Source organism: Streptomyces sp. ME19-01-6, assembly GCF_033793745.1.
Lineage (GTDB): Bacteria > Actinomycetota > Actinomycetes > Streptomycetales > Streptomycetaceae > Streptomyces.
In genome coordinates this window covers 101905-126757 of sequence record NZ_JARAXF010000023.1, presented here as the reverse complement: position 1 = coordinate 126757, position 24853 = coordinate 101905, and the positions used below count along the sequence as shown (strand labels likewise).

Sequence of the window (24853 nt, the reverse complement as noted above, 5' to 3'; positions counted from 1 at the left end):
CGGCGGTGCGATTGTTCGGCGACCCTTTCCACCGCGCGCAACAAAGGCCCGGCTCAGCCGAACGGGATGCGCACGTACGACTGGTTGCCCGTCCCCAGCGTGCTGGTGCCCTTGCCGATGGCGTTCCAGACCTCGACCCGCACCTTCCCGCCGGCCAGGTTTCCGAGCGAGCCGGTGGCGGACTTCAGCCCGCGGGCCTGGGTGTAGTGCTCGTAGCCCGTGACGGGATCGGTGGCGAAGTACTGGTACGTCTCGGTGCGGTCCCAGCTGCCGTCGCCGGTCAGGTCGTAGGAGACACGGACCTGCTGGCCGTTGGCCACGGTGGTGCCCGCGTCGACGAACAGATCGAACTGCGTGGCGCCGCCGTTGTAGGTGGCGTTCAGCCCGGAGGCGAGGAAGGTCTGCGGCTGGTAGGGCGTGCCGTCGTGGTTGGTGCCGCCCGCCGAGGCCAGGGTCGCGGTGGACGCGGAGGAGGACGCGGCGCCGAGGGCCCCGCCGCCGCCCAGGTAGCGGGTGGCGGAGCCGGTGGGCGGGTCGGTGGTGCCGCCGCCGCGGGTCCAGACGGCGACGTAGTCGACGAGCATGGGGTGGCCGGGGTCGGTGGCCGCGGTGGGGGTGGCCGAGCCCTGGATCGCGTCGGGGAAGGCGCCGCCGATCGCGACGTTCAGGAGGATGAAGTACCCCGCGTGGTCGGTCATCTGCGACCAGGTGGCGGCGTCGACGTCGCTCTGGCTGACGCTGTGGAACTGCTGGTCGTCCACGTACCAGCGCAGCTGGTTGGGCGTGGTGGAGCGGTCCCACTCGAAGCGGTAGGTGTGGAAGGCGGACTGGCAGCTCGCGCCGGGGCAGGCGCGGCTGGCGCCGATGCCGGTGGTCTCCTTGCAGGGCCCGCCCGGGTTGACGCCGCAGTGGAGGGTGCCCCAGACGGAGTTGATGCCGTTGACGTTCTCCATGAAGTCGAACTCGCCGATGCCGGGCCAGTTCTGGTAATTGCCCCGGTACGGGTTGCCGAGCGCCCAGAAGGCGGGCCAGTAGCCGAGCGCGGCGTTCCCGGTGACGTTGGGCATCTGGATGCGGCCCTCGACGCGCAGCACGCCGCCCGCCGGGGCCTTGAAGTCGGCGCGCTGGGTCTCGATACGAGCCGAGGTCCAGTTGCCCGCGCCGTCGCGGAGCGGGGTGATGCGGAGGTTGCCGCTGCCGTCGAGGCTGAGGTTGCTGGTGGAGTCGGTGTAGTTCTGGATCTCGCCGGTGCCCCAGTTGCCCGGGCCGCCGGGGTAGGAGTGGCCGGTGTCTATCCGCCAGTTGTCGGAGGACGGCAGCGTGTTCGCGGAACCGTTGAAGTCATCGCTCCACTGCAGGTTCCACCCGGGGGCGGGCGGCACTGCGCCCCGCGCGGGCGAGGTGCCGAACAGCGTGGCGAGGGCGGCCAGTGCGAGTGCGGCGACGGCCAGCGCTGCGGTGAGGGGTTGGGGCCGGTTACCGGCTGACAGTACTTCGGAGCGTTTTGGTGTGCATGAGTGAGCGTCGACGATCGGGTAGACCTTGGAAGGGAGTGGGTGTTCCTGCATCGAATGCGTGACCTTTGCGGGTAGGCGTTCGTTAGGTGGGTGACGGGTTCTTCGTTGCCGGGCGGGGGTGGGGGAGTGGGCGGGCTGCGCGAGGTGGCGGCGCCGTTTGTGGTGCCCGGCCCGACCGGAGTGACCATTCGTGGCAGTCTGAAGAGTCTGACCGGGCAGGACGAGAGGGTCTTGCGTTTGGTCGGTGGGCTGCTTGGTTCCCTGGCCTCCCGGGATCTGAAGGTCCGCTGTGCGGCGGGGCTGGATCACGACAGTGACCAGTGGGCTCGGCGCAAGCGGGAGTTGACCCAGGACTCCTCCTCGCGCTGGGCGGGCAGTATCACCAAGGCCACGCATGACCAGTGGGCGCTGGCCCGGCGCGGTCAGCTCGCGCATATCCAGTCCCTTGAGGGCGGTGTCCGTACGATCGCCTCCCGGCTGTCGCTGCCGGTCGGGGCGAAGGGCGCCAAGGGCTCGCCGGGCGGTTACCGCTCCCGGCAGGAGTGGTTCGCCAAGTCCCGGCGCCTGCACCTGCTGGAAGACCGGCTGGAGCGGGAGCGGGCCGACCGTGCGGCCGGGCGCGTGCGGGTGGTGCGCGGCGGCAAGAAACTGCTGCGCAACCGCCACAACCTCGATGCCGCCCAGCTTTCCGAGGCGCAGTGGCGACAGCGGTGGGAGGCCGAGCGCTGGTTCCTCCAGGCCGATGGCGAGTCGGGGAAGGGTTGCGGGAACGAGACGATCCGCATCACCCCGGACGGTGAGGTCAGCATCAAGCTCCCGGCGCCACTGGCCGCTCTGGCGAACGCGCCTCACGGCCGCTATGTGCTGGCCTGCCAGGTCCGCTTCGGGCACCGGGGCGAGCAGTGGGCGGACCGTGTCGCGGCCCACCGTGCCGTGGCGTACCGCATCCACTACGACACCAACCGCCGCCGCTGGTACCTGACCTGCTCCTGGCAGATCCCACCCGTTGAGACAGTGTCGCTGGAGGCGGTCCGGGTCGGTGGGCTGGTGGGTGTGGACATGAATGCCGACCATCTGGCCGCCTGGCGTCTGGACGCTCACGGCAACCCGGTCGGCAACCCCCGCAGGTTCGGCTACGACCTCACCGGCAGCGCACCGCACCGGGACGCGCAGGTGCGGCACGCCCTCATCCGCCTCCTGCACTGGGCCCAGCGTCACCATCTGACCATCGCGGTCGAGGACCTGGACTTCCAGGCGGAGAAGACCCGGGAGAAGCACGGGCAGCGCAAGCGCTTCCGCAAACTGATCTCCGGCATGCCCGTCAGCAAGCTGCGGGCCCGCTTGGTGTCGATGGCCGCCGAGCTCGGCATCGCCATCGTGGCCGTCGATCCCGCCTACACCTCCCGCTGGGGCGCCCAGCACTGGCAGCGGCCCCTGACCACCAAGACCCGCACGACCACCCGCCACGACGCTGCCACCGTGGCCATCGGACGGCGCGCCCTGGGGTGCTCGATCCGGCGACGGACGCAACCGCCCCCACAGCACCGGAGGGATGCTGTGGGGCATCGGAGCGTCCAGGCCGCATCGGGTGTTCCGGGGTGTGAGGGAACCCGCCCCCGCATTCCCGGACCACGGACACGATCCGTCTGCGCTGGATGCGGAGCGAAAGCGGGGGACCAGTGTGCCCACAACCGTTCGGGGCACACGGCTGAGCACGAGTCCTGGCACCAGGACTCACTCCCGCTCAGTCTCTAGGAACGGTGCCCTGGGTCTGGTGCTCGTGCGTGTGCTCACGGGGAACGACCTCCAGGAAGCAGTGGGGGCGTTGGGGGTGTGTCGTGGGGCATGAGAGCGCTCTCATGTTTATGTAGGTGCACACGGGAGGGGCGTCAATGGCTTGTGCATGGCTGCTTGGCGAAGAACGACGCGACCGTCAACCGCCCCGCGAGCCGGGAACTATGAGGTGTCGATAGCCGTAAGTGCAGGTTGGGCGGCGAGTTGGGCGAACGAACTTCGCCCGCACGAGACTGCTATGACGAGGGATACGACACAACGACACAACAGGGCGGGATGAACTGGCTTCGCAGATACCGGTTGAAGCTCTTCTTCCTGGTGATGTCCAGCGGCCTCGCGGCGGGGGTCTTCGTGGCCTCAGTGCGGGCCGGAAACCAGGACGACAAGAACCACGAGACGATCCTCTGGGTCGGCGCTGTATTGGCGGTGGGTGTCGTCTTGGTGGCGGCCACCGAAGCCGCGCTGAACGAACGGGAGAAGGAGAACGCCAGAAGAGAGGCGGAACGCGCCGTGACCGCCCTCGCCTTCGCCTATCAGCAGACGTTCTGGCCCCTCTCGCAGGCACTGGGCACGCTGTCTCAGGAGTACGCGGCGGCGTACTCGGGTTCAGCCGCGACGCTCCCCGCCGGCCTCGCCGGCACGCAGGCCGCGCAGTCCACGTCGGTTATCAAGACCGTGCTCCTCGCCGCCTCCGTCCTGACCGCTGAGCGACATCCCGTATCGGGACTGCCCACCGCCCGCTGTGCGTTCTACCGCATGACCGACCCGGCCACGCACACGTTCACGCTGGTGGACTGGGCGGGACGCGCTTTCACGCCTCGCCCGACGGTCGACGGGACCTTGGGAAGCCACTTCCGGCACGACATCCTGGAGCCCAGGGATCCGTACCATGTCAGTAAGGAGACCGGCCTTGTCAGCAAAGTCGATCTCAGCGGGAAGGACTACCGGTCCGTCATCGCCGTACCTGTGGTGGCGGGCAGCCGGGAATTCGGGGTTCTCGCCGTCGACGCGCCCAGGGACACTGATCTGAAGGACGTCCACGTCCACCTCATGAAGTCGCTGGCCCGGTTCCTGGGCGCGGCTCTGGCCCTGGCGTAGAAGGCGAGAGAGGGAGACATGACATGGTGCGCCGCCGGCTGAATCTCCGCTTCCCGCGCCGCCACGTCCGGGAGCCCGACCCTCCCGAAGGCATGAACCACATTGAAGAGACGTACCAGATGCTGTACGCCCTGGAACGGCATGAGAACGCCGCGCGGGCGGACATCGATGAGCGGGTCGCCACGGCGAGCGGTACATACGGTTGGGAAAATTTCAGCCTGTTCGTCCTGTCTGTCACCTGCCTTGCCGTGGCGCTGCTGACCGGGCTCAACCACATCGGTTGGTGGGCATACCCGTTCGGCGGGGCCAGTGTGCTGTGCGCAGGCCTCATCCTGCTCAGGTGGCGCTCGTCGCAGCGAGCACGCGGGCGCGGGCGTGGCCCGATGATCGCTGGATAGCCGGTGGGAGCGATCGTCAGGCCGGCCGCAGCCAGATCGTGGCCAGCGGCGGCAGCACCGGCAGGATGCTCGCGGGCCGCCCGTGCCAGGCGGTGGGTTCGGCCTTGAGCGGTTCCGGGTTGAGGACGCCGCTGCCGCCATAGCGGCCGTCGTCGGTGTTCAGCACCTCGCGCCACAGGGGGACCCGGTCGGGGACGCCGATGCGGTAGTCATGGCGTACGACGGGCGCGAAGTTGCTGATGGCCAGCAGGGGCGAGCCGTCCGCGTCGAAGCGCAGGAAGGCGAAGACGTTGTCCTCGTGTCCGTCGCCCTCGACCCAGGCGAACCCCTCCGGGGCGGTGTCCCGCTGCCACAGCGCGGGCGCGGCCAGGTAGACCTGGTTCAGCTCGCGGACCAGGTCGCGTACGCCGCGGTGGTCGGGCTCGGCGGAGTACGAGGGGTCGAGCAGCCACCAGTCCGGGCCGTGGCTCTCCGACCACTCCGCCCCCTGGGCGAACTCCTGTCCCATGAAGAGGAGTTGCTTGCCCGGGTGCGCCCACATGAAGCCCAGGTACGCGCGGTGGTTGGCGCGCTGCTGCCACCAGTCGCCGGGCATCTTCGACACCAGCGACCGCTTGCCGTGCACCACCTCGTCGTGCGAGATGGGCAGGACGTAGTTCTCGCTGTACGCGTACACCATCGAAAAGGTCATCTCGTGGTGGTGGTACCTGCGGTGCACCGGCTCATGGCCGACGTAGTCAAGCGAGTCGTGCATCCACCCCATGTTCCATTTCAGCCCGAAGCCGAGGCCGCCGAAGCCGCTGGGGCCCACGTGGTGGGTGGCACGGGTGACGCCGTCCCAGGCGGTGGACTCCTCGGCGATGGTGAGCACACCGGGGCAGCGGCGGTAGACGGTCGCGTTCATCTCCTGCAGAAACGCGACGGCGTCCAGGTTCTCCCGGCCGCCGTGGACATTGGGCGTCCACTGGCCCGGCTCGCGGGAGTAGTCGAGATAGAGCATGGAGGCCACGGCGTCCACGCGCAGGCCGTCCACATGGAACTCCTCGCACCAGTAGACGGCGTTCGCCACCAGGAAGTTGCGCACCTCCGTGCGGCCGTAGTCGAACTCCAGCGTGCCCCAGTCCGGGTGCGCCGCCCGAGCCGGGTCGGCGGGTTCGTACAGCGGCCTGCCGTCGAACTCGGCCAGCGCCCAGTCGTCCCGGGGGAAGTGCGCGGGCACCCAGTCGACCAGCACGCCGATGCCCGCCCGGTGCAGGGCGTCGACCAGGTACTTGAAGTCGTCGGGGGTGCCGAGGCGGGCGGTGGGCGCGTAGAAGCCGGTGACCTGGTAGCCCCACGAGCCGCCGAAGGGGTGCTCGGCCACCGGCATCAGCTCCACATGGGTGAAGCCGAGATCCTTGACGTACGCGGGAAGCTGCTCGGCCAGCTGGCGGTAGGTCAGGCCGGGCCGCCAGGAGGGCAGGTGCACCTCGTACACCGAGAACGGCGACTCGTGGACGCGCCGGTCCGCCCGGTGAGCCATCCACGCCTCGTCACGCCACTCGTGATGGGAGGTGTGCACGATCGAGGCGGTGGCGGGCGGACACTCGGTGCGGCGCGCCATCGGGTCGGCGCGCAGGGTGTGGCTCCCGTCCGGGCGGGTGATGTCGAACTTGTACACCGCGCCCTCGCCCACGCCGGGCAGGAACAGCTCCCATACGCCGGTGCCGCCAAGCGAGCGCATGGGGAGGGCCGTACCGTCCCAGTAGTTGAAGTCCCCGGCCACCCGCACCCCACGCGCGTCGGGCGCCCACACCGTGAACCGGGTCCCGGCCACGCCCTGGTGCGTCATCGGATGCGCGCCCAGCGCGCGCCACAGCTCCTCGTGGCGACCCTCGCCGATCAGGTGGAGATCCAGCTCGCCGAGGGCGGGGAGGAAGCGGTACGGGTCGTGCTCCCCGTCCCCGTCCTGTCCGTCCCCGTCCTGTCCGTCCCCGTCCTGCCCGTCCCCGTCCTGTCCGTCCCCGTCCTGTCCGTCCCCGTCCTGCCCGTCCCCGTCCTGTCCGTTCTCGCCCTGTCCGTTCTCGTAGTCGACCAGCAGCCGGTAGTCAGGGATCTCGCGGAGCGGGATCACTCCGGAGAACAGCCCGTCCCCCTCGGGTCGCAACTGCGCGCGCAGCCCGGTGGCGGTGACGGCCACGGAACGGGCGTACGGGCGCAGCGCGCGGAAGAGGATTCCGCCGCGCACGGGGTGGGCGCCGAGGAGGGCGTGTGGGTCGTGGTGGGAGCCGGAGAGCAGCCGCTCCCGGTCGGTGTCCCCGAGCGCCGCCGCGGCGCGCACGCCCCCGCCGCCGGGGGGCGGGGTATCGGGGCGGTACGTGGCCTCGGGGCGCGGCGTGGCTTCGGGGCGCGGCGGGTCGGTGGGGGTCGGGCCGGGGCTGGGCCTGGGCGCCCTCGGGGTGGGCGGGGCGGTGTACGAGGAGCGGGACATGGGGCCGTCTCCGGGGCCGTGCGCGGCGGCGCGGTGGGCGGGGGGCCGGTCGGGGGCCGGACGGAAGGTGGCGGGGACGGACGGGCCGGTGGCGGCGGTGTCGCCGTGGTTCGCGGCCTTGTCGGACGGGCCCTCGCCGTACGGGGGCGGACCGGACGAGTGCGGACCGGACGGGTCGTACGGGGGCGGGTCGGACGGCGGACGTGCGGTCACGGGGGTGTCCTCCCGGGGGGCTGGGTGCTTGTCAGGTGCGGGCGGCGGCCAGGCGGCGGATGGCGGACATCGGGACGGGCAGCCACTCGGGGCGGTGGCGGGCCTCGTAGACCACCTCGTACACCGCCTTGTCGGTCTCGTGGGCCCGCAGCAGCTCCGGGTCGTCGCGCGGGTCGGTCCCGGACGCCTCCGCGTAGCCCGCGCAGTACGCGGCCCGGGTGCGGCCGGCCCAGTCCTGGGGGCTGTCGTGGCCGCCCACGGCCGCCGCGTAGTCGAATGAGCGGAGCATGCCCGCGATGTCGCGTACGGGCGGCTGCGGGCGGCGGCGTTCGTCGAGGGGGCGCGAGGGTTCGCCCTCGAAGTCGATGAGGGACCAGCGCGCCGAGCCCTCACCCCCGTCCCCGCCCCCACCACTGCCCCCGTCACTGCCTCCATCCCCGCCGGTGCCGCCCTCGACCGTCCGCCGCAGCACCTGGCCCAGGTGCAGATCGCCGTGGATGCGCTGGGCCGTCCAGGTGCGCCCGGCGCGGCCGAGCGCGGCCAGGTCCTCGTACGCGGAGTGCAGCGCGGCGCGGTACGGGTGGAGGGCGGGCACGGCCGCGGCGGCCGAGTCCAGGCGCTCGGACATGGCGGCCGCGAGGTGTTCGATCTGCGGGCGGCGCAGGATGGAGGTGGGCAGCGCGCTGGCCATCGCCAGATGGACCTCGGCGGTGGCCTGCCCGAGGGCGTGGGCGGCGGCGGTGAAGTCGCCCCCGTCGGCGAGCGCGTCGAGCGCGAGCTGCCAGCCGTCGGTGGAGCCGGCGAGGTAGGGCTGCAGCACGCCCAGGGTGAAGGGGTCGGCGCGCGGGCCCGCGCCCTCGGTGGGCGGTGCGGCCTCGAACCAGGCGGCCGGGGCGGGCACCCGGGTGCAGCCCGTGCGGGCGAGGGCGCGGGGCAGTTCGAGGTCGGGGTTGGTGCCGGGGCTCACCCGGCGGAAGAGCTTGAGGATAAACGTATCTCCATAGATCACCGAGGAGTTGGACTGCTCGGCGGTCACCAGCCGGGGAGCGAGCGCTGCGGGGATGACCGCGGACGGCTCGCGCAGGAAGCGCAGCGGCCCGAGGGCGCCGGGCATCCGCAGCCGTTCGAGGAGGAGCGCGGCGAGACGGGGGTCGAGCAGCGCTTCGTAGACGGTCCGGCCGTGCAGCGGCCCGCCGCTGGGGCGGCCGATGAGGGCGGGGGCGAGCCGGGGCGGGAGGGTGGGGCGCACACCGAGGAGGATCTGGTAACAGTCGCTGGCCGCCGCGCCGCGCCGGTGCCCGCAGCCGGAGCCGTGCCGGTGGCCGGGCGGCTCGGGCTGCTGGGCGCGGATGAGCAGATGGAGCAGGCCGGGCGTGGTGCCGCCGGTCGCACATGGCAGCAGTTCGGTCACGGAGACGAGGGCGAAGCCGGTGACCGGGCGACCCTTGCCCGCGAACCAGCGCTGCCGGGGCAGCCATTCCGAGAGCAGGGGAGCGAGGGAGGCGAGCAGCCCGGCGGGGCCCGCCGCCGCGGTGTCACGGGCGGCGGACGGCGGGGGGTCGGCCCGCGGTACAGCGGTCGGCGGGTGCTGTGCCCCCCGGGAGAATGAAGCTTCCGGCATGGCGTCGCGTCCTTTCCCCGGGCACACGACAGATCAGGGCAAAGTGTCCCGGATTGCGGCATTGACTGTGCGACGGTGCGGGACGTGTCGGGCGAGGATCGTCCGTACGGCGAATACGGAGGACTGCGGAGTACGCGATCGGCGCCGCCCGTGTGGTAGTAGGGAGACTGCCCATGATGTGGTGCCGAAAACGCCCGTACGCGCCCTAGGCGGACGCGTACGGACGAGGACGGCGAGAACGGCGAGAACGAAACGACGGGAACGGCAGGAGCTACCGGGCCCCGGTCAGTCGGTCCAGTGGCCCGCCGCGTCGCCCTTCCGCAGCCGGAACCAGTAGAAGCCGTGGCCCGCGAGCGTCAGCAGATACGGGAGTTCGCCGATGGCGGGGAACCGGACGCCGCCGATCAGCTCGACCGGGTGGCGGCCGCTGAAGGACTGCAGATCGAGCTCGGTGGGCTGGGCGAAGCGCGAGAAGTTGTTCACGCACAGCACGAGGTCGTCCCCACCTTCCTCGGTCGGTGGGGCCTCGCGCAGAAAGGCGAGGACGGCGGGGTTGGAGGAGGTCAGCTCGGTGAAGGAGCCCAGTCCGAAGGCGGGGTTCTGCTTGCGGATCTCGATCATCCGGCGGGTCCAGTGGAGCAGCGAGGACGGGCTGCTCATGGCCGCTTCGACGTTGGTGACCTGGTAGCCGTAGACCGGGTCCATGATCGTGGGCAGGAACAGCCGACCGGGGTCGCAGGAGGAGAAGCCCGCGTTGCGGTCGGGGGTCCACTGCATGGGGGTGCGTACGGCGTCGCGGTCGCCGAGCCAGATGTTGTCGCCCATGCCGATCTCGTCGCCGTAGTAGAGGATCGGCGAGCCGGGCAGGGACAGCAGCAGCGCGGTGAACAGCTCGATCTGGTTGCGGTCGTTGTCCAGGAGGGGCGCCAGTCGTCTGCGGATGCCGATGTTGGCGCGCATTCTGGGATCCTTGGCGTACTCCGCGTACATGTAGTCGCGCTCTTCGTCGGTGACCATCTCCAGCGTCAGCTCGTCGTGGTTGCGCAGGAAGATGCCCCACTGACAGCCGGAGGGGATGGCGGGGGTCTTGGCGAGGATTTCCGAGACCGGGTAGCGGGACTCCCGCCGTACGGCCATGAAGATGCGCGGCATGACCGGGAAGTGGAAGGCCATGTGGCACTCGTCGCCGCCCTTGGTGAAGTCGCCGAAGTAGTCGACGACGTCCTCCGGCCACTGGTTGGCCTCGGCGAGCAGCACGGTGTCGGGATAGTGGGCGTCGATCTCGGCGCGGACCCGCCTCAGCATCTCGTGGGTGCGGGGCAGGTTCTCGCAGTCCGTGCCCTCCTCCGCGTACAGATACGGGACGGCGTCCAGCCGGAAGCCGTCGATGCCGAGGTCCAGCCAGAAGCGCAGGGCGGCCAGTACCTCCTCCTGGACGGCGGAGTTCTCGAAGTTGAGGTCCGGCTGGTGCGAGAAGAAGCGGTGCCAGTAGTACTGCTTGCGTACCGGGTCGAAGGTCCAGTTGGACGTCTCGGTGTCGATGAAGATGATCCGGGCGTCCTGGTATTGCTTGTCGTCGTCGGCCCACATGTAGTAGTCGCCGTACGGCCCGTCCGGGTCGGAGCGGGACTCCTGGAACCACGGGTGCTGGTCGCTGGTGTGGTTCATGACGAAGTCGATGATCACCCGCATGCCGCGCTGATGGGCGGCGTCCACGAACTCGACGAAGTCGGCGAGGTCCCCGAATTCCGGCAGCACGGCGGTGTAGTCGGACACGTCGTAGCCGCCGTCGCGCAGCGGGGAGGCGAAGAAGGGCGGCAGCCACAGGCAGTCCACACCCAGCCACTGCAGATAGTCGAGTTTGGCCGTGAGTCCCTTGAGGTCGCCGACGCCGTCGCCGTTGCTGTCCTGGAAGGAGCGCACCAGCACCTCATAGAAGACGGCGCGCTTGAACCAGTCGGGATCACGGTCCTTGGCCGGAGTGTCCTCGAACTTGTCCGGGACGGGCTCGTTGAAGATCATGATGTGGGTGACCCTCCGATCGGTGAGGACGGTCGCAGGGACAGCACATGCGCGGGGGCCATCGGGCGGCCCGGCTCCAGGCGCACATAGTTGTCCCTGCCCCAGTGATAGGTCTCGCCGGTGAGCTCGTCGCGCACCGGGGCGGACTCATGCCAGTCGAGGCCGAGTTCCGGCATGTCCAACGAGACCGTCGCCTCCTGGGTGTGGTGAGGGTCCAGGTTGACGACCGTGAGCACGCACGAGTCGCCCGTTCGCTTCGAGTAGGCGATGACAGAGTCGTTGTCGGCGTGGTGGAATCGCAGGTTGCGCAGTTGCCGCAGGGCGGGGTGGCGGCGCCGCAGCCGGTTCAGGCAGCTGAGCAGCGGTGTGATGGTACGTCCCGCGCGCTCGGCGGCCTCCCAGTCGCGCGGCCGCAGCTGGTACTTCTCGGAGTCCAGGTACTCCTCGCCGCCGGGGCGCAGCGGGGTGTTCTCGCACAGCTCGTAGCCCGCGTAGACGCCCCAGGTGGGGGAGAGCGTGGCGGCCAGCACGGCCCGCGCCTCGAAGGCGGGGCGGCCGCCCTCCTGGAGGTGGGCGTGCAGGATGTCCGGGGTGTTCACGAACAGGTTGGGCCGCATGTATCCGGCCGCGTCCCCGGAGAGTTCGGTGAGGTAGTCGGTGAGCTCCTGTTTGGTGTTCCGCCAGGTGAAGTACGTGTACGACTGCTGGAAGCCGACGGCGCCGAGGGTGTGCATCATGGCCGGCCGGGTGAAGGCCTCGGCGAGGAAGATGACATCGGGGTCGGTCCGGTTGATGTCGCCGATCACCTTCTCCCAGAACACCACGGGCTTGGTGTGCGGGTTGTCCACCCGGAAGATCCGCACCCCGTGGGACATCCAGAAGCGCAGCACCCGCTCGGTCTCGCGGACGAGCCCCGTGAAATCCGTGTCGAACGCGATCGGATAGATGTCCTGGTACTTCTTGGGCGGGTTCTCGGCGTACGCGATCGTGCCGTCGGCGCGCCGGTGGAACCACTCGGGGTGCTTGTCCACCCAGGGGTGATCGGGCGAACACTGCAGGGCGAAGTCGAGCGCGACCTCCATGCGCAGTTCGCGGGCGCGCGCCACGAAGTGGTCGAAGTCGTCGAGGGTGCCGAGGTCGGGGTGGATCGCGTCGTGGCCGCCGTCGGCGGAGCCGATCGCCCAGGGGGAGCCGACGTCGTACGGGCCTGCCGAGAGCGCGTTGTTGGGGCCCTTGCGGAACGAGGTGCCGATGGGGTGGATCGGCGGGAGGTAGACCACGTCGAAGCCCGCGGCCGCGACGGCGGGCAGCCGCTCGGCGGCGGTGCGCAGCGTGCCGCTCACCGGCCGTCGGTCCTCGGCGACCTTGGCCCCCTCCGAGCGCGGGAACAGCTCGTACCAGGACCCGAACAGCGCGCGCTCCCGCTCCACCAGCAGGGGCATCGGGCGGGACGCGGTGACCAGTTCGCGCAGCGGGTGGCGGTCGAGGACCTCGGTGACGTCGGGAGCGAGGGCGGCGGCGAGCCGGTCGGCCACCGGGCGCCGCTCGTCGCGCAGTCCGTCGACGGCCTGCAGCACCGCCTCCCGGCCGTCGCTCTTGGGGACGGCCCCCGCCGCTCTCTCGTGCAGTCGCGCGCCCTCCTCCAGGACCAGGTCGGTGTCGATCCCCGCGGGGATCTTGACGGTGGCGTGATGGCGCCAGGTGCCGATCGGGTCGCTCCATGCCTCGACCGTGTACGACCAGCGGCCCTGCGCGCTCGGGGTGACGTCGGCGCCCCAGCGGTCGGTGCCGGGGGCGAGTTCGCGCATCGGCGTCCACGGGCCCGAGCGCCCGGCCGGGTCGCGGAGGACGACATTGGCCCTGACCGCGTCGTGGCCTTCCCGGAACACGGTGGCGCTGACTTGGAAGGTCTCGCCCACCACCGCCTTCGCGGGGCGGCGGCCGCAGTCGATGAGCGGGCGGATGTCCAGGACGGGGATGCGACCGATCATAGGATCACCTGACGGCGTTGCGGGCGTATATGCTTTGGCGGTTTTTGTCCTTTGTATCGGTTGTGCTGCCTTGCGACGGGTTGCGGGCATGACAGCTCCTGTCCGCGTTCACTCTGGTGGGCGGATGGGGTCGGCCATGGGGGGCGTGTTCGGAAAGCCTTCCCATGCGGCGCGGGGGGACAATCCGGGTTCCCGTTAACTTCCCGTGCGTAACGCGCTCGGCCCCGCACGTGGGGTATGCGCCTGTCAGTTGCCCACCCGCAGGAGGCGGTTCGGCGAGCCCGCACCCGCGTTCCGCGCCTTGCCCTTGGCCGCGCGGGCCGTCAGCGCCGCGCTCACCTGGGCCGGGGTCGCCCGCGGATGGTCCGCGAGATACAGCGCGGCCGCACGGTCGCGTGGGGGGCGGCCATCGAGGTGCCCGACATGACCTTGGTCCCCGTGTCGTTCGCGTTCGACGCCGAGACGATCCGCTCCCCGGGCGCGAACAGGTGGGCAGCGGGGCTCAGTTGGAGAAGGCCGAGCGGCGGTCGGCCCGGCCCGTCGAACCCACCGTGATGGCGCCCGCGACCCGGCCGGGCGAGTACGAGCCCGCCAGGCGGTTCTGATTGCCCGCCGCGACCGTGAAGGTGAGGCCGGACGCGATGCCGGACCGCACCGCGTCGTCCGTTGCCGTCCTCGGCGACCGCGTCGTCGTTCACGAAGGTCCAGCCCGAGCGTGCCCGCCCGCCGAAGTCCCGGTGCGTGGTGCGCACGCCGGTGTCCAGGACGTAGATCGTCGTGCCCCGGCCGGCGGCGCGCGGCGAGGTGTACGACGCGTCCAGCGTGCGCTCCGCCTGATCGATCCGGTCCAGGCCCCACGACCGTGGGTGCCGTTGGTGTTGTGGTGGCTCGCGTTGCTGTTGCTCGGTGCGCAGTGACACCTGGGTGTCCGGCGCGACGGAGGCGACTTCCGGGTCGGCCGCCAGCCGCCTGGCCTGCGTCTCGTCCGCCCGCACCGCGTAGCCGTTCAGCGCGGAGCGGTACCCTCCGCCCCCTTCCTCAGTGTGACGATGTAGCTGCCGTCCACCGCGGCCGGCGTGGTCGGCGGTTGCGTCGCATTCCCGCCGTCGGTGGGTGAGTTAAGCGCCCGCGGCGGGCTCGCGCGGCGGAACCGTGTTCGGGACCGCGTTCAGGACCGCGTCCGGGGCCACGCCCGTCGCCAGCAGGCGCAGGGCCGCCTCCGACGAAGAGCCCGGCTCCGCGCCGTACATCAGCAGGCACTGGCCCGCGGCGTCCGGCAGCCGCGTCATCTCGAAGGTCAGCTCCATGGGCCCGACCAGGGGGTGGTGGAAGGACTTGGTGCCGAAGGCGCATTTGCGCACCGGGTGGCGTGACCACAGCGCCGCGAACTCGCCGCTCTTCATGGTCAGTTCGCCGATCAGCTCCGCGAGACGGCGGTCGTCGGGGTGCTCGCCCGCCGCCAGCCGCAGCGCGGAGACCGCGCGCGGCGCCTCGTCCTCCCAGTCGGGGTAGAGCTCGCGGGTGTGCGGGTCCAGGAAGAGCAGCCGCTGGGTGTTGGGGCGGTCCGCGGGGCGCTCCGGGCTGTCGGCGGCCAGGTGTCCGGCGATCAGGGCGTGCCCCAGCGGGTTCCAGGCCAGCACGTCGAACCGGGCGGTCAGCACGAGGGCGGGCACCTGGGCCATGGCCTCGATCAGCAGGCGGGTGCTCGGCCGGGCGGTCTCGGCGCGCGGCGCCGGACGGCGCCCGGCCCGCGCCGGGCGGGCCAGATTGCGCAGATGCGCGTATTCGTCGGGGCTCAGCCGCAGCGCCCGGGCGATTGCGTCGAGCACGCCGTCCGACGCGCCCGCCGACTGGCCCTGCTCCAGCCGCGTGTAGTACGCGACGCTCACCCCGGCCAGCTGCGCCAGCTCCTCGCGGCGCAGCCCGGGCACCCGGCGGCGGGTCCCGTACGCGACCAGCCCGACGTCCTCGGGCCGCAGGCGGGCGCGGCGGGTGCGGAGGAAGTCGCCCAGCTCGGCAGGTGTGTCCATGGGGACCAGTGTCCAGCAGCCGGGCCCGGCGTGCCTGTCCCTGTCGGGGTCAGGCACGCCGGGCCCGGCCAGTCACCTGCCGGCCCTGCCGGTCAGCTGCCGGTCAGTCCGTCACCTCACTATGCGGCTCACTTGTAGGTGATGTCCGAGCTGGCGTACTTGCAGTACGTGCCGTCGGGGCCGCTGCCGTTCTTCGTCGGTTCGGCGCCCGTGTTGTTCCCGATGTACTTCTGGCACGGGACGATCTTCTTGCTGCTGTCGCCGACGATGGTGATCGAGCGCAGCGTCAGCGAGTCACCGTAGTTGGTGTTGATCCCGCCGATGACGCTGCCGGGCGCGGTGATCTCCGTGTTGGTCACGTTGATGGTGCGCTTGTACTGCGACGAACAGTTGCCGCAGGACCGGACGAAGGTCTTGAAGTCCTGGCCGGCGAAGTTGGAGATGTTCAGCGTGCCGCCGCCGTTGAACTGGAAGATCTTGTCCGCGGCCTTGCGCGCGCCGCCGCCGATCACGTTGAACGTCTTGCCGCTGCCCCGGAAGGTGGCGGCGTCCTCGCCGACGTCCTCCCACCAGACGTTCTGCAGGGTGCAGCTGCCCTCGCAGTGGATGCCGTCGGCGCCGGGCTTGCCGATGATCACGTTCTTGAGGGTGGCCCCGTTGGCGAGCTTGAAGATCGGGTCCTGGCCCTCTTCCTGGCCGTCGCCGGCCAGGTCGCCGGCGCCGTAGTAGCGCTTCATGCCGCCGTCGACGGTCCCGCTGACCGGGATGGTCTTGGTGACCGCCTGGGGGGTGCCGCTGGGCGTGGGCCAGGTGGCGGCGGAGGCGGCGGGGAGGGTCAGACCGGTGGTGACGGCGCCCGTGGTGAGGGCGACGGCGCCCAGGAGGCCGGCGATCGCCCGCTTCCTGTTCAGATGCTTGGTGCGCGGTGCCGGTACTGCCATGTCACTCTCCTTGTGTCCGTGATGCGTGGGGGGTGCGGATGGAGCTGACTGGTGCCGGTGGTGCCGGTGGTGCGGGTGGAGCTGGTGGAACTGTGCGGGGGACGGTCGTTCAGGGGGTGGCGATCTTCGGCCGCGGCGGGGTCGCCATCTTGTTCCCGATGAAGAAGCTGGGGTGCGGCGGCTGGTTGTACGCGGTGTTCTGCCAGGCCAGGGCCACCCGGTACTGGCGGTCGTGCAGCAACGTGGTGATCTTCCGGTCGGTCTCGTACGGCGTGGAGTAGATCCGCAGCGCCTTGTTGTCCGAGGTCGGCCAGATCACCTCCTCGCGCCAGTCGCCGAGGATGTCGCCGGACAGCGCCGGGGTGGCCTTGGTGCTGTTGTTGGAGTGCACCCCGGACCCGGTCAGCAGCCGGGTGTCGGAGGAGGTGCCGTACTTGTCGATGTGGGTGCCGTCCAGCAGCTCGCGCACCGGGTCGCCGTCCCACCACGACAGGAAGTTGATCGAGGACGGCTTGCGGCCCTTGGTGGCGCCGGCTTCGTCGCGGATCGAGCCGTCGGCGGCCGACCACATCTCGGCGCCGTCGTTGCCCGCCCAGATGTCCCCGGCCACCCCGCGCCCGTTGTCGCCGCTCGCCGGGGTGGACCAGAGCACCTGGCCGGTCCTGGCGTCGGCGAAGTACGACGACGGCTTGGAGGAGTCCTCGTCGACCTTGAAGTACTCCAGGCCGGGCCGGGACGGGTCGAGGTCACCGAGGTGGGCCGCGTCGCCGTGGCCGTTCTTCGTCGTCCACAGGCCGGCGCCGTTGTCGTCCACGGCCATCGAGCCGTAGACGATCTCGTCCTTGCCGTCGGAGTCCACATCGCCGATCGCCAGGGCGTGGTTGCCCTGCCCGTCGTAACCCTTGCCGCTGTTGGTGGAGCTGTTGGTGTCGAACGTCCACTTGCGGGTGAGCTGCCCGCCGCTGTAGTTCCAGGCGCTGATGACCGTACGGGTGTAGTAGCCGCGCGCCTCGATCAGCGAGGGCTTCGAGCCGTCCAGGTAGGCGGTGCCGGCCAGGAAGCGGTCCACGCGGTTGCCGTACGAGTCGCCCCAGGAGGACACCGTGCCGCGCGGCGGGACGTAGTCGACGGTGGAGACCGCCGCGCCCGTCTGCCCGTTGAACATGGTCAGGAACTCGGGGCCGGTCAGCACATAGCCGCTGGAGTTGCGGTAGTCGGCGGAGGCGTTGCCGATCGTCTTGCCGGTGCCGTCGACCGTGCCGTCCGCGGTCTTCATCGCGACCTCGGCCTTGCCGTCGCCGTCGTAGTCGTACACCTGGAACTGGGTGTAGTGGGCGCCGGAGCGGATGTTGCGGCCCAGGTCGATCCGCCACAGCCGCTGCCCCTGCAGGGTGTAGCCGTCGACGATGGTGTTGCCGGTGACTCCGGACTGCGAGTTGTCCTTGGCGTTCGTCGGCTGCCACTTGAGGACGATGTCGAGGTCGCCGTCGCCGTCCAGGTCGCCCACCGAAGCGTCGTTGGCCTCGTAGGTGTAGCCCGAGCCGCCGGCCGGGGGCGAGATCGGCACGTCGTAGTAGCCGGAGCGGAACTGGACGGCGCTCGGCGAGGCGGGCTGCTCCGCGCCGCCCACCACCGCGCGGACGGTGTAGTCCGCGCTGTTGGGAGCATCCTTGTGGAGGTAGTTGGTGGTGGTGATGGGGGAGGAGTTGACCTTGACGCTGCCCCGGTAGAGGTTGAACGTCACGTCGTCCGGGTCGGTGGCCAGCCAGCGCCAGCTGACCAGGTTGTCGTTGCCGGTGTGCACGCTGACCAGCCCGCGGTCCAGCTTCTCCAGCTGGGCGGCCTGGATGGCGGCTTCGGCGGCGTCGGCATGCGTGCCGCTGCCGTCGGCCGGGGCGGCGTGCGAGAGGGCGGCGGGCCCGGTGGTGAGCAGCGCGCCGACGGCGGCCAGGGCGAGCGCGACCCGTCTGGCCCGGCGGCCGGTGGAGGGGGCGGGCGAACCGTGCGGGGGTGCCACGGGACCTCCTGGGGGGTGGGGAGGAGTGCGCGGGTGCGGGGGTGTCGGGGTGTGGTCGCCGCTCTGGCCGGAAAGGTTGCCGCCCTCTCCACGGATTTCCGGCGCTGGATCGCCGGGGTGCGTTCGGGGATGTCGACCGTGCCCACCCCCGGCTCCCAGCGCGCGGCGCCCCTACCGCTGCCTGCGCACCGGTCCCTACTCCCGGCTGGTGACCACGTCCTTGGCGACCAGCCGCCCGTCCGTGAAGCACAGCCGATACGCGGACCGCCCGTCGTACCGGCGCACCCCGTAGTACGCGCAGTCCCAGCCCTTGGGCGGCGCGGCGACCCCGTCCGGCGGCCCGTCCATCGTGTACGGCGGCATCCGCGACTCGACGTCGGCGCGGGGCTCGCCGATCTCGAGACGGTCATAGGTGCGCCGGTCCAGCACCGAGTGGTACTGCGTATAGAAGGTGAACCCTCCCCACAGGACCGCCAGTCCGGCGGTCACGACCAGCGGCACCGTGATCGACTCCACCAGCCTGCGCCGCACCCGCTGCCGGGCGCGGGCCAGCTCCCGGGCCGACGTGGACGAGGGGGCCGCCGCCCGCTCGGCGACGAGCGCGACCCCGGCCGTGAGCGGCAGCCGCGCCGACACCCCGAAGCCGCCGTCGGGCGACGGGCCGTGGGTCAGCACCCCGCCGGCCAGCCGTACCCGTTCGTCCAGGCCCACCAGGCCGTTGCCGCCCGAGGCCAGATCCGGCGGGGAACCGCCCGCCGGTCGCGGGCCGTTGGCGACGGACACCACGATCTCGCCCGCCGCCGGGTCCCGGACCAGTTGGACGCGGACCGCCGCGCCCGGGGCGTGCTTGGCGGCGTTGGTCAGCGCCTCCTGGACCACCCGGTACACGGCCCGGTCGGCCATGGGCGGCAGGTCCGGGGGGCTGAGCTCACCGTGTTGCAGCTCGACGGCCAGCCCGGAGGCCCGCGCCCGCTCCACCAGCGCGCCGACGCCCTCGTCGGCGGGGGCGGTCGGGGCGGGGTCGTCCCCGGCCCGCAGCACACCGATGATGTCCCGCAGCTGGCTGGTGGCCGCCGCGGCCGCCTCCCGCAGTTCGGCGGCAGCGGCCCGGTGCCGGTCGCTCAGCTCCGGGTCGACCTGCAAAGCCCCGGCGCGCAGCGCGATCAGGGCAAGGTCGTGGCCCAGCGAGTCATGCATGTCCCCGGCGATCCGGGACCGCTCGCGCAGCCGCGCGCGGTCGGCGACGGCCCGCTGCTCCCGCTCCATCCGGTCGGCGAGCTCCCAGCCGGCTCGGACCAGATGGTCGTACTGGCGGCGGTAGCGGCCCAGCAGCCACGGCACCACGACGTTGAAGAGCAGGGTGGTCAGCGCGGTGAACCAGGCCCAGACCCCCGCGTCCGTCAGCCAGGTGAGCAGCGCGCCCGCCACCGCGAAGGCCGCGAAGAACCACAGCGCGGGCCGCGCGCCCGCCGTCCACCGCCCCGTGAGATAGCCCCACAGGGCCAGCGCCGCCCAGTAGGAGGATGTGAACAGCTCCAGGTTGAGGGCCAGGCTCAGCCCCACCGCGATCGCCAGCCCCACCAGCGGCCGCGTACGCCCCAGCGCGGCCGCGCCCGCCAGGAGCGGAAACCCGGCCAGCAGCACCCACAGGTCGCGTCCGCTCGCCGATGTGGCCTTCAGCAGGACGGGCGCGCAGGCCGCCAGCCACAGGAGCAGGGCCGTTCGCGCGGCGCCACCGTGTCGTATCCACCGGATCATGCGCCCCAGCATCCCCCGCGACGGGCCGGGCGCGCCCCTGACGAAAGTATGGCCGCGCCCGTCAGGACGAAGCCCCGGACCAGCTCCAAGAGGTGCGGACAGGGGCTAGGCGGGCGTGGTGTCCGCGCGGCCGGTGAGCCGCTTGAGGGAAGTGATGTACGTATCGACCTGCCTCCGGTCGTAGCCCCGGCGCACGAGGCCGAACTCGGGCTTCGGCTCGTCGTGCCCGTGCCGCAGCTTGTGCACGTAGGCGTCGACCTGCTCACGGTCGTATCCCCTCAGCACCAGTTCGAACCGCGGCTGCGGCAGTGCGCGCTCCAGGAGTTCGGCGGGGCCGGTGAGCTGGGAGAGTATCTGGCGGACGTTGGCGAGCTGGGCGCTGATGGCATCGCGCCGGTCGGTGAGGGCTGCGAGCTCCTTGCGGGCCTCTTCCGCCATGGTGTTCGCGTCGGCCACGATGTCCTGGGCCTGACGCTGCGCGGTCTCCACCGTCCTGCGGGCGCGGAGCTCCGCCTGTGTACGCAGCGTTTGGACTTCCAGGTCCAGCTCCTCCGCCCGGTGCTCGCTTTCCGTGAGCCGCTCTTCTGCCTTGGCCCGGCGGGTGGCGAGGTCGCGTTCGGTCTGTTCGCGGCGTTTGGCGAGGTTGGTCTCGAAGTCGAAGGCGGCCTGGGCGGCCTTGGCGCGGGTCTCCTCGAAGAGAGCGTCCGCCTCCTCGCGCTTCTGCCGAGCGTCCTTCTCAGCCTCGGATCGCAGCGAGTCCACCTCGCTCTCCACCTTGGCCCGGCGGGTGGCGAGGTCGCGTTCGGTCTGTTCGCGGCGTTTGGCGAGGTTGGTCTCGAAGTCGAAGGCGGCCTGGGCGGCCTTGGCGCGGGTCTCCTCGAAGAGAGTGTCCACCCCCTCGCGCTTCCGCTGAGCGTCCCTCTGCGCCGCTTCCCGTAGTGACGCTGCCTTTTTCTCGGCTCTCTCGATGATCAGCGCGCTCTCGGTAGCCGCCTTCGTCTTGGACTCGGCAACGAACCGCTCGGCATCGGCAACGGCCCGCGCGTGGGCGGCGGCCTCCGCCTCCGCCTGCTCGATCAAGGCGGTGGCTTCCTTCTCCGCCCGCCGCCGGACCTCCCACGCCTTCTCCAGCATCCGCCCGGCCAGGGCGTCGGCCTGGCTCAGGTGAGCGCTGTCCAGGCGACCTTCCGCGGGCAGCGCGGCCGCGTGGTCGAGTAACGTCCCGCCCAGCGCGTCGTACACGGCAGCCGCGTCGGCCGGGCGGTCCTCGGGACGCTTGGCCAACAGGGCCAGAATGAGGTCGTTCAGCGCCTCGGGGATGTCCGGGGCGAGAGTGTTGGGCGCGGTCGGCGTGTTCTGGATCTGCATGAGGAGTACGGCGAGCTCGTTGGTGCCGACGAAGGGCGCGCGCCCTGTGACCGCGTGGTAGAGAAGGCAGCCGAGCGAATAGAGGTCGCTGCGGTGGTCCACCTCACGGTCGCCCTGGGCCTGTTCCGGGGACATGTACGGCGGGGAGCCGAGCAGGTGACCGGTGGCGGTGAGCTCACTGACCCGCATCGTGTCGCCTATGAACTTGGCGATGCCGAAGTCGAGAACCTTCACGGTACCGTCGGGAGTCAGGAGGACGTTGGCGGGCTTGATGTCCCGGTGGACCACGCTGGCGCGGTGCGCGGCATGCAGCCCCTGGGCGATCTGCCCGGCCCATCCGGCGGCAAGCGTCCAGTGCGGGACGGATTCCTTGAGCCGCTGGCGGAGCGAGACCCCGGAGACGAGCTCCATCACCAGGTAGAGGGTTTGGCGCCCGCCGACCGTCACCTCGCCCCAGTCGTGGACCGTGACGATGTTCCGGTGTGAGAGACGTCCTGCCAGCTGTACCTCACGCCGAAATCTGATCTGTGTTTCCACCTCGCCCATGGATGGCAGCGCCTGGACGAGCTTGACCGCCACCTCGCGCTGCATCCGTTCGTCCAGCGCGGACCAGACTTCGCCCATACCGCCGGAGCCCACTCGATCCCCGATCCGGAACCGTCCGGCGAGCAGTGTGTCCTGCACTTTTGTCCTCTCCCGTGGGCGGACCGCGGGCCTTGGCGTGCCCGTAACCCACCGTCAGTGTCTTCGCCACACGTCGGTCAGACGCCGGCCGAGTGGGCCGAACTTCCGAAGGAGCCGCCTGCCAGCCTCCGCAGCCGGCGGGCCTCGTCCTCGATCCGGTATGCGACGCCCCCGGCCCCCGCGGTGTCGTCGAGGCCGCTGACGCGCAGCTGGGTAGCGAGGGTGATGAAGTAGTGGGCCGCGGTGAGGACGCGGTCTTCAGGGTCGACGGGCCTTCCGCCGTTCGCGGGGTCGGCGTCGTTCAGGACCCGGCCGATCTGCTGAGTGATCTCGTCCCGGGCGCCCTGCGCCAGCCCGACCGCGCGGCCGACCTGAGCGAGGATCGAGTGGCAGGAGCGTGCCAGCTCCCCCAGCAGCCGGTAGTCACGGCTGACGACCGTCGCCCCCCGCACGCCGGGGCCGACGTTGCCCGATGCGATGCGGTCGCCGACCACCACCGGCTCATAGCGGCGGAGGTCGATCGCGCTGGTGGCGCCCAGTGCCTCCCGGAAGCACGGATGGACATGGAATTCCGGCTCGTGGGGCTGTACGGGAAGCTCGCCGCCGCCCGCGAACACCACGTCGCTGCCGCGCCGCACACCGAGGAAGCCCACTCCGTACAGGATGTCGATGACGCCGGACAGCGTCAGCGCCTCGGCGTACGCGGGGAACAGCCGGTGCAGCGTCCCCGCGGCCTGCTCGAAGCGGCCGCCGAGCGCGGCGCGTGTCACCACATACCCGGTGTTCTGGAACAGCGGGAAGAGCCGTTCGAGGAAGGGGTGGGCGACCAGATACTCCAGGGCCAGGTCCTTCAGCTTCCAGGCGGAGAACTGCAGGCTGGACTGGAGGACGTCGGCCTCCGTGATCCGGTCACGGCCGTGGGTCAGCCAGGCGGTCTCCTGGCAGAGGTTGAGGAACTGGATGATGTCGCGCGGCCGAGGCAGACAGCGACTGAACAGATACGCCGGGGTCTCCTCCCCCCGCACGGTCTCCGGGAAGATCTCCCTCCACAGCCGGTCCTCCGTGAGCCCGGCGCCGGCCGAGGCCCGAGCGCGGGCCAGGACGAGCTCTTTCAGGGCCTGGTCCACCCATGCGATCCGCAGCTCGTCCCCGTGGAACTTGTCCCCTTCTCCGAACGACAGCGAGTCGTAGATGTCCGCGCGAAGGAACAGCAGACAGCGCACCGCCCGCCCGTACAGCCCCGCGGCGTGCTTGGCCGCCAGCAGCAGCCCGATCACCATCGAATTGCTGTCCGGCTCCGCGGACCACACTTGTTCCAGCTGATCGACCAGGAGCAGTAACGGCCCGTGCGCCCCCGCGCAGCCGAGGTCGGCGAATGCCTGCGCCACCCCCTTTTCGACGACCTCCAGCTGTCGCGCCGCCCGCGCCCCCTCCGACGGCGAGTGCGCCAGCTCCACCCCCGCCTTGAAGCCGAACGCCTCCAGCGACAGCGCCGTCTGCAACCCCCGGGCCCCCTGCGCCAGCCGATCGCCCAGCCGGTCGCCGGGCAGCTCGTCGTTCTGCTTCAGGAAGCGGTGGAGCGCCTTCACCGAGTCGGGCTTCCGCCCGTGCCCGGCCTTGGCGTGCTCCACCAGATGCCGCGCGGCGTGAACGGCGAACAGGTACCGCCAGATCAGCGCCTTCGCCGAATCTGCGGGCAGCCCTTGCAGCTCGAACCGCCGGATCTCGTCCCCGGCCGCGTCGTCCGGCGTGATCAGAACCTTTCCGCCGTCGTGCACCCCGTCCACCATCAGACGCATGCAAATGGCGCTCTTGCCACTGCCCTTGCGCCCGATGATCAGCATCTTCCGCCCGGACATCGCCGCCCGTGTAGCCGCCGTCGCCAGAAAGCCGCCCCGCAGCAGCAGCCCGTCGGTCACATCACGCTCGGCGTCTTCCCGCCCGAAGTGGAGGTTCGCCAGTACGGATTGCTCAGCCATCCCGTTCCCCCTGTGATCCCTGACCGCCGACTCCGGCCTCGAACGGTGACCTCACCGGCAGCCGAGCACACGTCGGAACTCTCCCAAGACAGTTGTATCCCACTATCGGGGGATCAACTCGCCCGCCGATCTCCCGGGACCGGTCCGGGACTGCTCCGGGACCGGATTGATACGTCACGGTATGGCCGAAGGACGGCCGTTCGATTCGGCGCGCGGACTGTTGAGCCGGGAGCCCCTGGCCCGCGTGCGGAAAAGCGCTACGGCGGTGGCCGGTGTTCGTGTTTGTATGTGCCGCATGGTGCCCACCGACCGTCTCCTCGCCTTCGCGGCCATGTCCTTCCTGCTGATCGTGATCCCCGGCCCCAGCGTGCTGTTCGTGGTCGGTCGGGCGTTGGCCCAGGGGCGCCGGGCCGCGCTGACCACCGTCATGGGGAACACCGTCGGCGCGTATGTGCTCGTGGTGGCCGTGGCGCTGGGGGTCGGCTCCCTCGTGGAGCGCTCGGTTCTCGTCTTCACGGCGCTGAAGCTGGTGGGCGCCGCGTACCTGGTGTACCTGGGGGTCAAGGCGGTGCGGCAGCGGGGCTCGCTGCGTGCCGCGTTCAGCGGGGAGGGCCCGGTGCGGCAGGGCGCCCTTCGCACGTTCTGGGAGGGGTTCGCGGTCGGCGTGGCCAACCCCAAGACCATCGTGTTCTTCGCCGCCGTACTGCCCCAGTTCGTCGACCGCGACCAGGGGCACGTCGCACTGCAGATGCTGCTGCTCGGCCTCGTCTTCAACATCATCGCCGTGGCCTCCGATAGCGTCTGGGGCCTCGCCGCCGCCACCGCACGCGGCTGGTTCGCCCGCTCACCGCAGCGGCTGTCCATGGTCGGCGGGGCCGGCGGGCTCGCCATGATCGGTCTCGGCGTCACCGTCGCCGCGACCGGCCGCAAGGAGTAGTACCCCCCGGACGGA

General features: G+C 71.0%; 14 protein-coding genes and 3 pseudogenes. 4 read left to right on the top strand and 13 right to left on the bottom strand.

Translation table 11 applies throughout. From position 1 onward, the window contains the following. Window positions 1–53: 53 nt before the first annotated feature. On the bottom strand, window positions 54–1568 hold the full coding sequence (locus PV419_RS37185; protein WP_319696544.1) for a glycoside hydrolase family 16 protein: 1515 nt from the start codon (window positions 1566–1568) through the stop codon (window positions 54–56). A 75-nt stretch (window positions 1569–1643) separates the two neighbouring features. Between PV419_RS37185 and PV419_RS37180 the strand changes: the two genes are divergently transcribed. The 3 genes from PV419_RS37180 to PV419_RS37170 all read left to right on the top strand — a co-directional run bounded on the left by PV419_RS37180 (window position 1644) and on the right by PV419_RS37170 (window position 4807). Next, window positions 1644–3272, top strand: a complete 1629-nt coding sequence (locus PV419_RS37180) for a transposase (protein WP_319696580.1) — start codon at window positions 1644–1646, stop codon at window positions 3270–3272. A gap of 315 nt (window positions 3273–3587) precedes the next feature. Continuing rightward, entirely contained in the window at window positions 3588–4409 is an 822-nt protein-coding gene (locus tag PV419_RS37175; RefSeq protein ID WP_319696542.1) for a GAF domain-containing protein, read from the top strand. A 23-nt stretch (window positions 4410–4432) separates the two neighbouring features. Next, the gene (locus PV419_RS37170; RefSeq protein ID WP_319696541.1) at window positions 4433–4807 is read left to right on the top strand and encodes a hypothetical protein; all 375 of its coding nucleotides are present in this window, start codon (window positions 4433–4435) and stop codon (window positions 4805–4807) included. 16 nt (window positions 4808–4823) lie between these two features. On the opposite strand, the gene glgB is transcribed toward PV419_RS37170, so the two are convergent. From glgB to PV419_RS37110, 12 genes and pseudogenes are all read right to left on the bottom strand, one after another. Further along, window positions 4824–7127, bottom strand: a complete 2304-nt coding sequence (gene glgB / locus PV419_RS37165; RefSeq protein ID WP_319696578.1) for a 1,4-alpha-glucan branching enzyme — start codon at window positions 7125–7127, stop codon at window positions 4824–4826. Between the two features lie 394 nt (window positions 7128–7521). Then, entirely contained in the window at window positions 7522–9111 is a 1590-nt protein-coding gene (locus tag PV419_RS37160) for a maltokinase N-terminal cap-like domain-containing protein (protein WP_319696539.1), read from the bottom strand. A 285-nt stretch (window positions 9112–9396) separates the two neighbouring features. Beyond that, entirely contained in the window at window positions 9397–11133 is a 1737-nt protein-coding gene (treS, locus tag PV419_RS37155) for a maltose alpha-D-glucosyltransferase (RefSeq protein WP_319696537.1), read from the bottom strand. Then, window positions 11130–13124 (bottom strand): alpha-1,4-glucan--maltose-1-phosphate maltosyltransferase, encoded by a 1995-nt coding sequence (locus PV419_RS37150; protein ID WP_319696535.1) that lies wholly within the window; start codon window positions 13122–13124, stop codon window positions 11130–11132. The genes treS and PV419_RS37150 overlap by 4 nt, the downstream gene beginning before the upstream one ends. A gap of 246 nt (window positions 13125–13370) precedes the next feature. Further along, a pseudogene (locus tag PV419_RS37145) lies at window positions 13371–14146 on the bottom strand (S8 family serine peptidase); the annotation flags it as partial. Between the two features lie 96 nt (window positions 14147–14242). Next, window positions 14243–15154, bottom strand: coding sequence for a helix-turn-helix transcriptional regulator (locus PV419_RS37140; protein WP_319696533.1), 912 nt, complete (start codon window positions 15152–15154; stop codon window positions 14243–14245). A 128-nt stretch (window positions 15155–15282) separates the two neighbouring features. Next, complete coding sequence (locus tag PV419_RS37135) at window positions 15283–16095, bottom strand: pectate lyase (protein ID WP_319696531.1); 813 nt, start codon at window positions 16093–16095, stop codon at window positions 15283–15285. Window positions 16096–16204: 109 nt separating this feature from the next. Further along, window positions 16205–18112, bottom strand: coding sequence for a rhamnogalacturonan lyase (locus PV419_RS37130; protein WP_319696530.1), 1908 nt, complete (start codon window positions 18110–18112; stop codon window positions 16205–16207). 195 nt (window positions 18113–18307) lie between these two features. Beyond that, window positions 18308–19870 carry a sensor histidine kinase gene (locus PV419_RS37125; protein ID WP_319696528.1) on the bottom strand — a complete coding sequence of 521 codons (1563 nt, stop codon included), beginning with the start codon at window positions 19868–19870 and terminating at the stop codon, window positions 18308–18310. A 327-nt stretch (window positions 19871–20197) separates the two neighbouring features. Then, window positions 20198–20629: pseudogene (locus PV419_RS37120) on the bottom strand (cellulose-binding protein); the annotation flags it as partial. 507 nt (window positions 20630–21136) lie between these two features. Next, window positions 21137–21877: pseudogene (locus PV419_RS37115) on the bottom strand (serine/threonine-protein kinase); the annotation flags it as partial. A 122-nt stretch (window positions 21878–21999) separates the two neighbouring features. Continuing rightward, a complete protein-coding gene (locus PV419_RS37110) occupies window positions 22000–23901 on the bottom strand; it encodes a P-loop ATPase, Sll1717 family (RefSeq protein ID WP_319696527.1) in 1902 nt (633 codons plus the stop codon). 295 nt (window positions 23902–24196) lie between these two features. Here PV419_RS37110 and PV419_RS37105 point away from each other — a divergent pair, with 295 nt between their 5' ends. Then, on the top strand, window positions 24197–24838 hold the full coding sequence (locus PV419_RS37105) for a LysE family translocator (protein ID WP_319696525.1): 642 nt from the start codon (window positions 24197–24199) through the stop codon (window positions 24836–24838). Window positions 24839–24853: the final 15 nt, after the last annotated feature.

Bases quoted from the DNA above. Each gene is read 5' to 3' on its own strand.
- PV419_RS37185 (WP_319696544.1), bottom strand. From the start codon at position 1,568: ATGCAGGAACACCCACTCCCTTCCAAGGTCTACCCGATCGTCGACGCT.
- PV419_RS37175 (WP_319696542.1), top strand. From the start codon at position 3,588: ATGAACTGGCTTCGCAGATACCGGTTGAAGCTCTTCTTCCTGGTGATG.
- PV419_RS37170 (WP_319696541.1), top strand. From the start codon at position 4,433: ATGGTGCGCCGCCGGCTGAATCTCCGCTTCCCGCGCCGCCACGTCCGG.
- PV419_RS37160 (WP_319696539.1), bottom strand. From the start codon at position 9,111: ATGCCGGAAGCTTCATTCTCCCGGGGGGCACAGCACCCGCCGACCGCT.
- treS (WP_319696537.1), bottom strand. From the start codon at position 11,133: ATGATCTTCAACGAGCCCGTCCCGGACAAGTTCGAGGACACTCCGGCC.
- PV419_RS37150 (WP_319696535.1), bottom strand. From the start codon at position 13,124: ATGATCGGTCGCATCCCCGTCCTGGACATCCGCCCGCTCATCGACTGC.
- PV419_RS37140 (WP_319696533.1), bottom strand. From the start codon at position 15,154: ATGGACACACCTGCCGAGCTGGGCGACTTCCTCCGCACCCGCCGCGCC.
- PV419_RS37135 (WP_319696531.1), bottom strand. From the start codon at position 16,095: ATGGCAGTACCGGCACCGCGCACCAAGCATCTGAACAGGAAGCGGGCG.
- PV419_RS37125 (WP_319696528.1), bottom strand. From the start codon at position 19,870: ATGATCCGGTGGATACGACACGGTGGCGCCGCGCGAACGGCCCTGCTC.
- PV419_RS37110 (WP_319696527.1), bottom strand. From the start codon at position 23,901: ATGGCTGAGCAATCCGTACTGGCGAACCTCCACTTCGGGCGGGAAGAC.
- PV419_RS37105 (WP_319696525.1), top strand. From the start codon at position 24,197: ATGGTGCCCACCGACCGTCTCCTCGCCTTCGCGGCCATGTCCTTCCTG.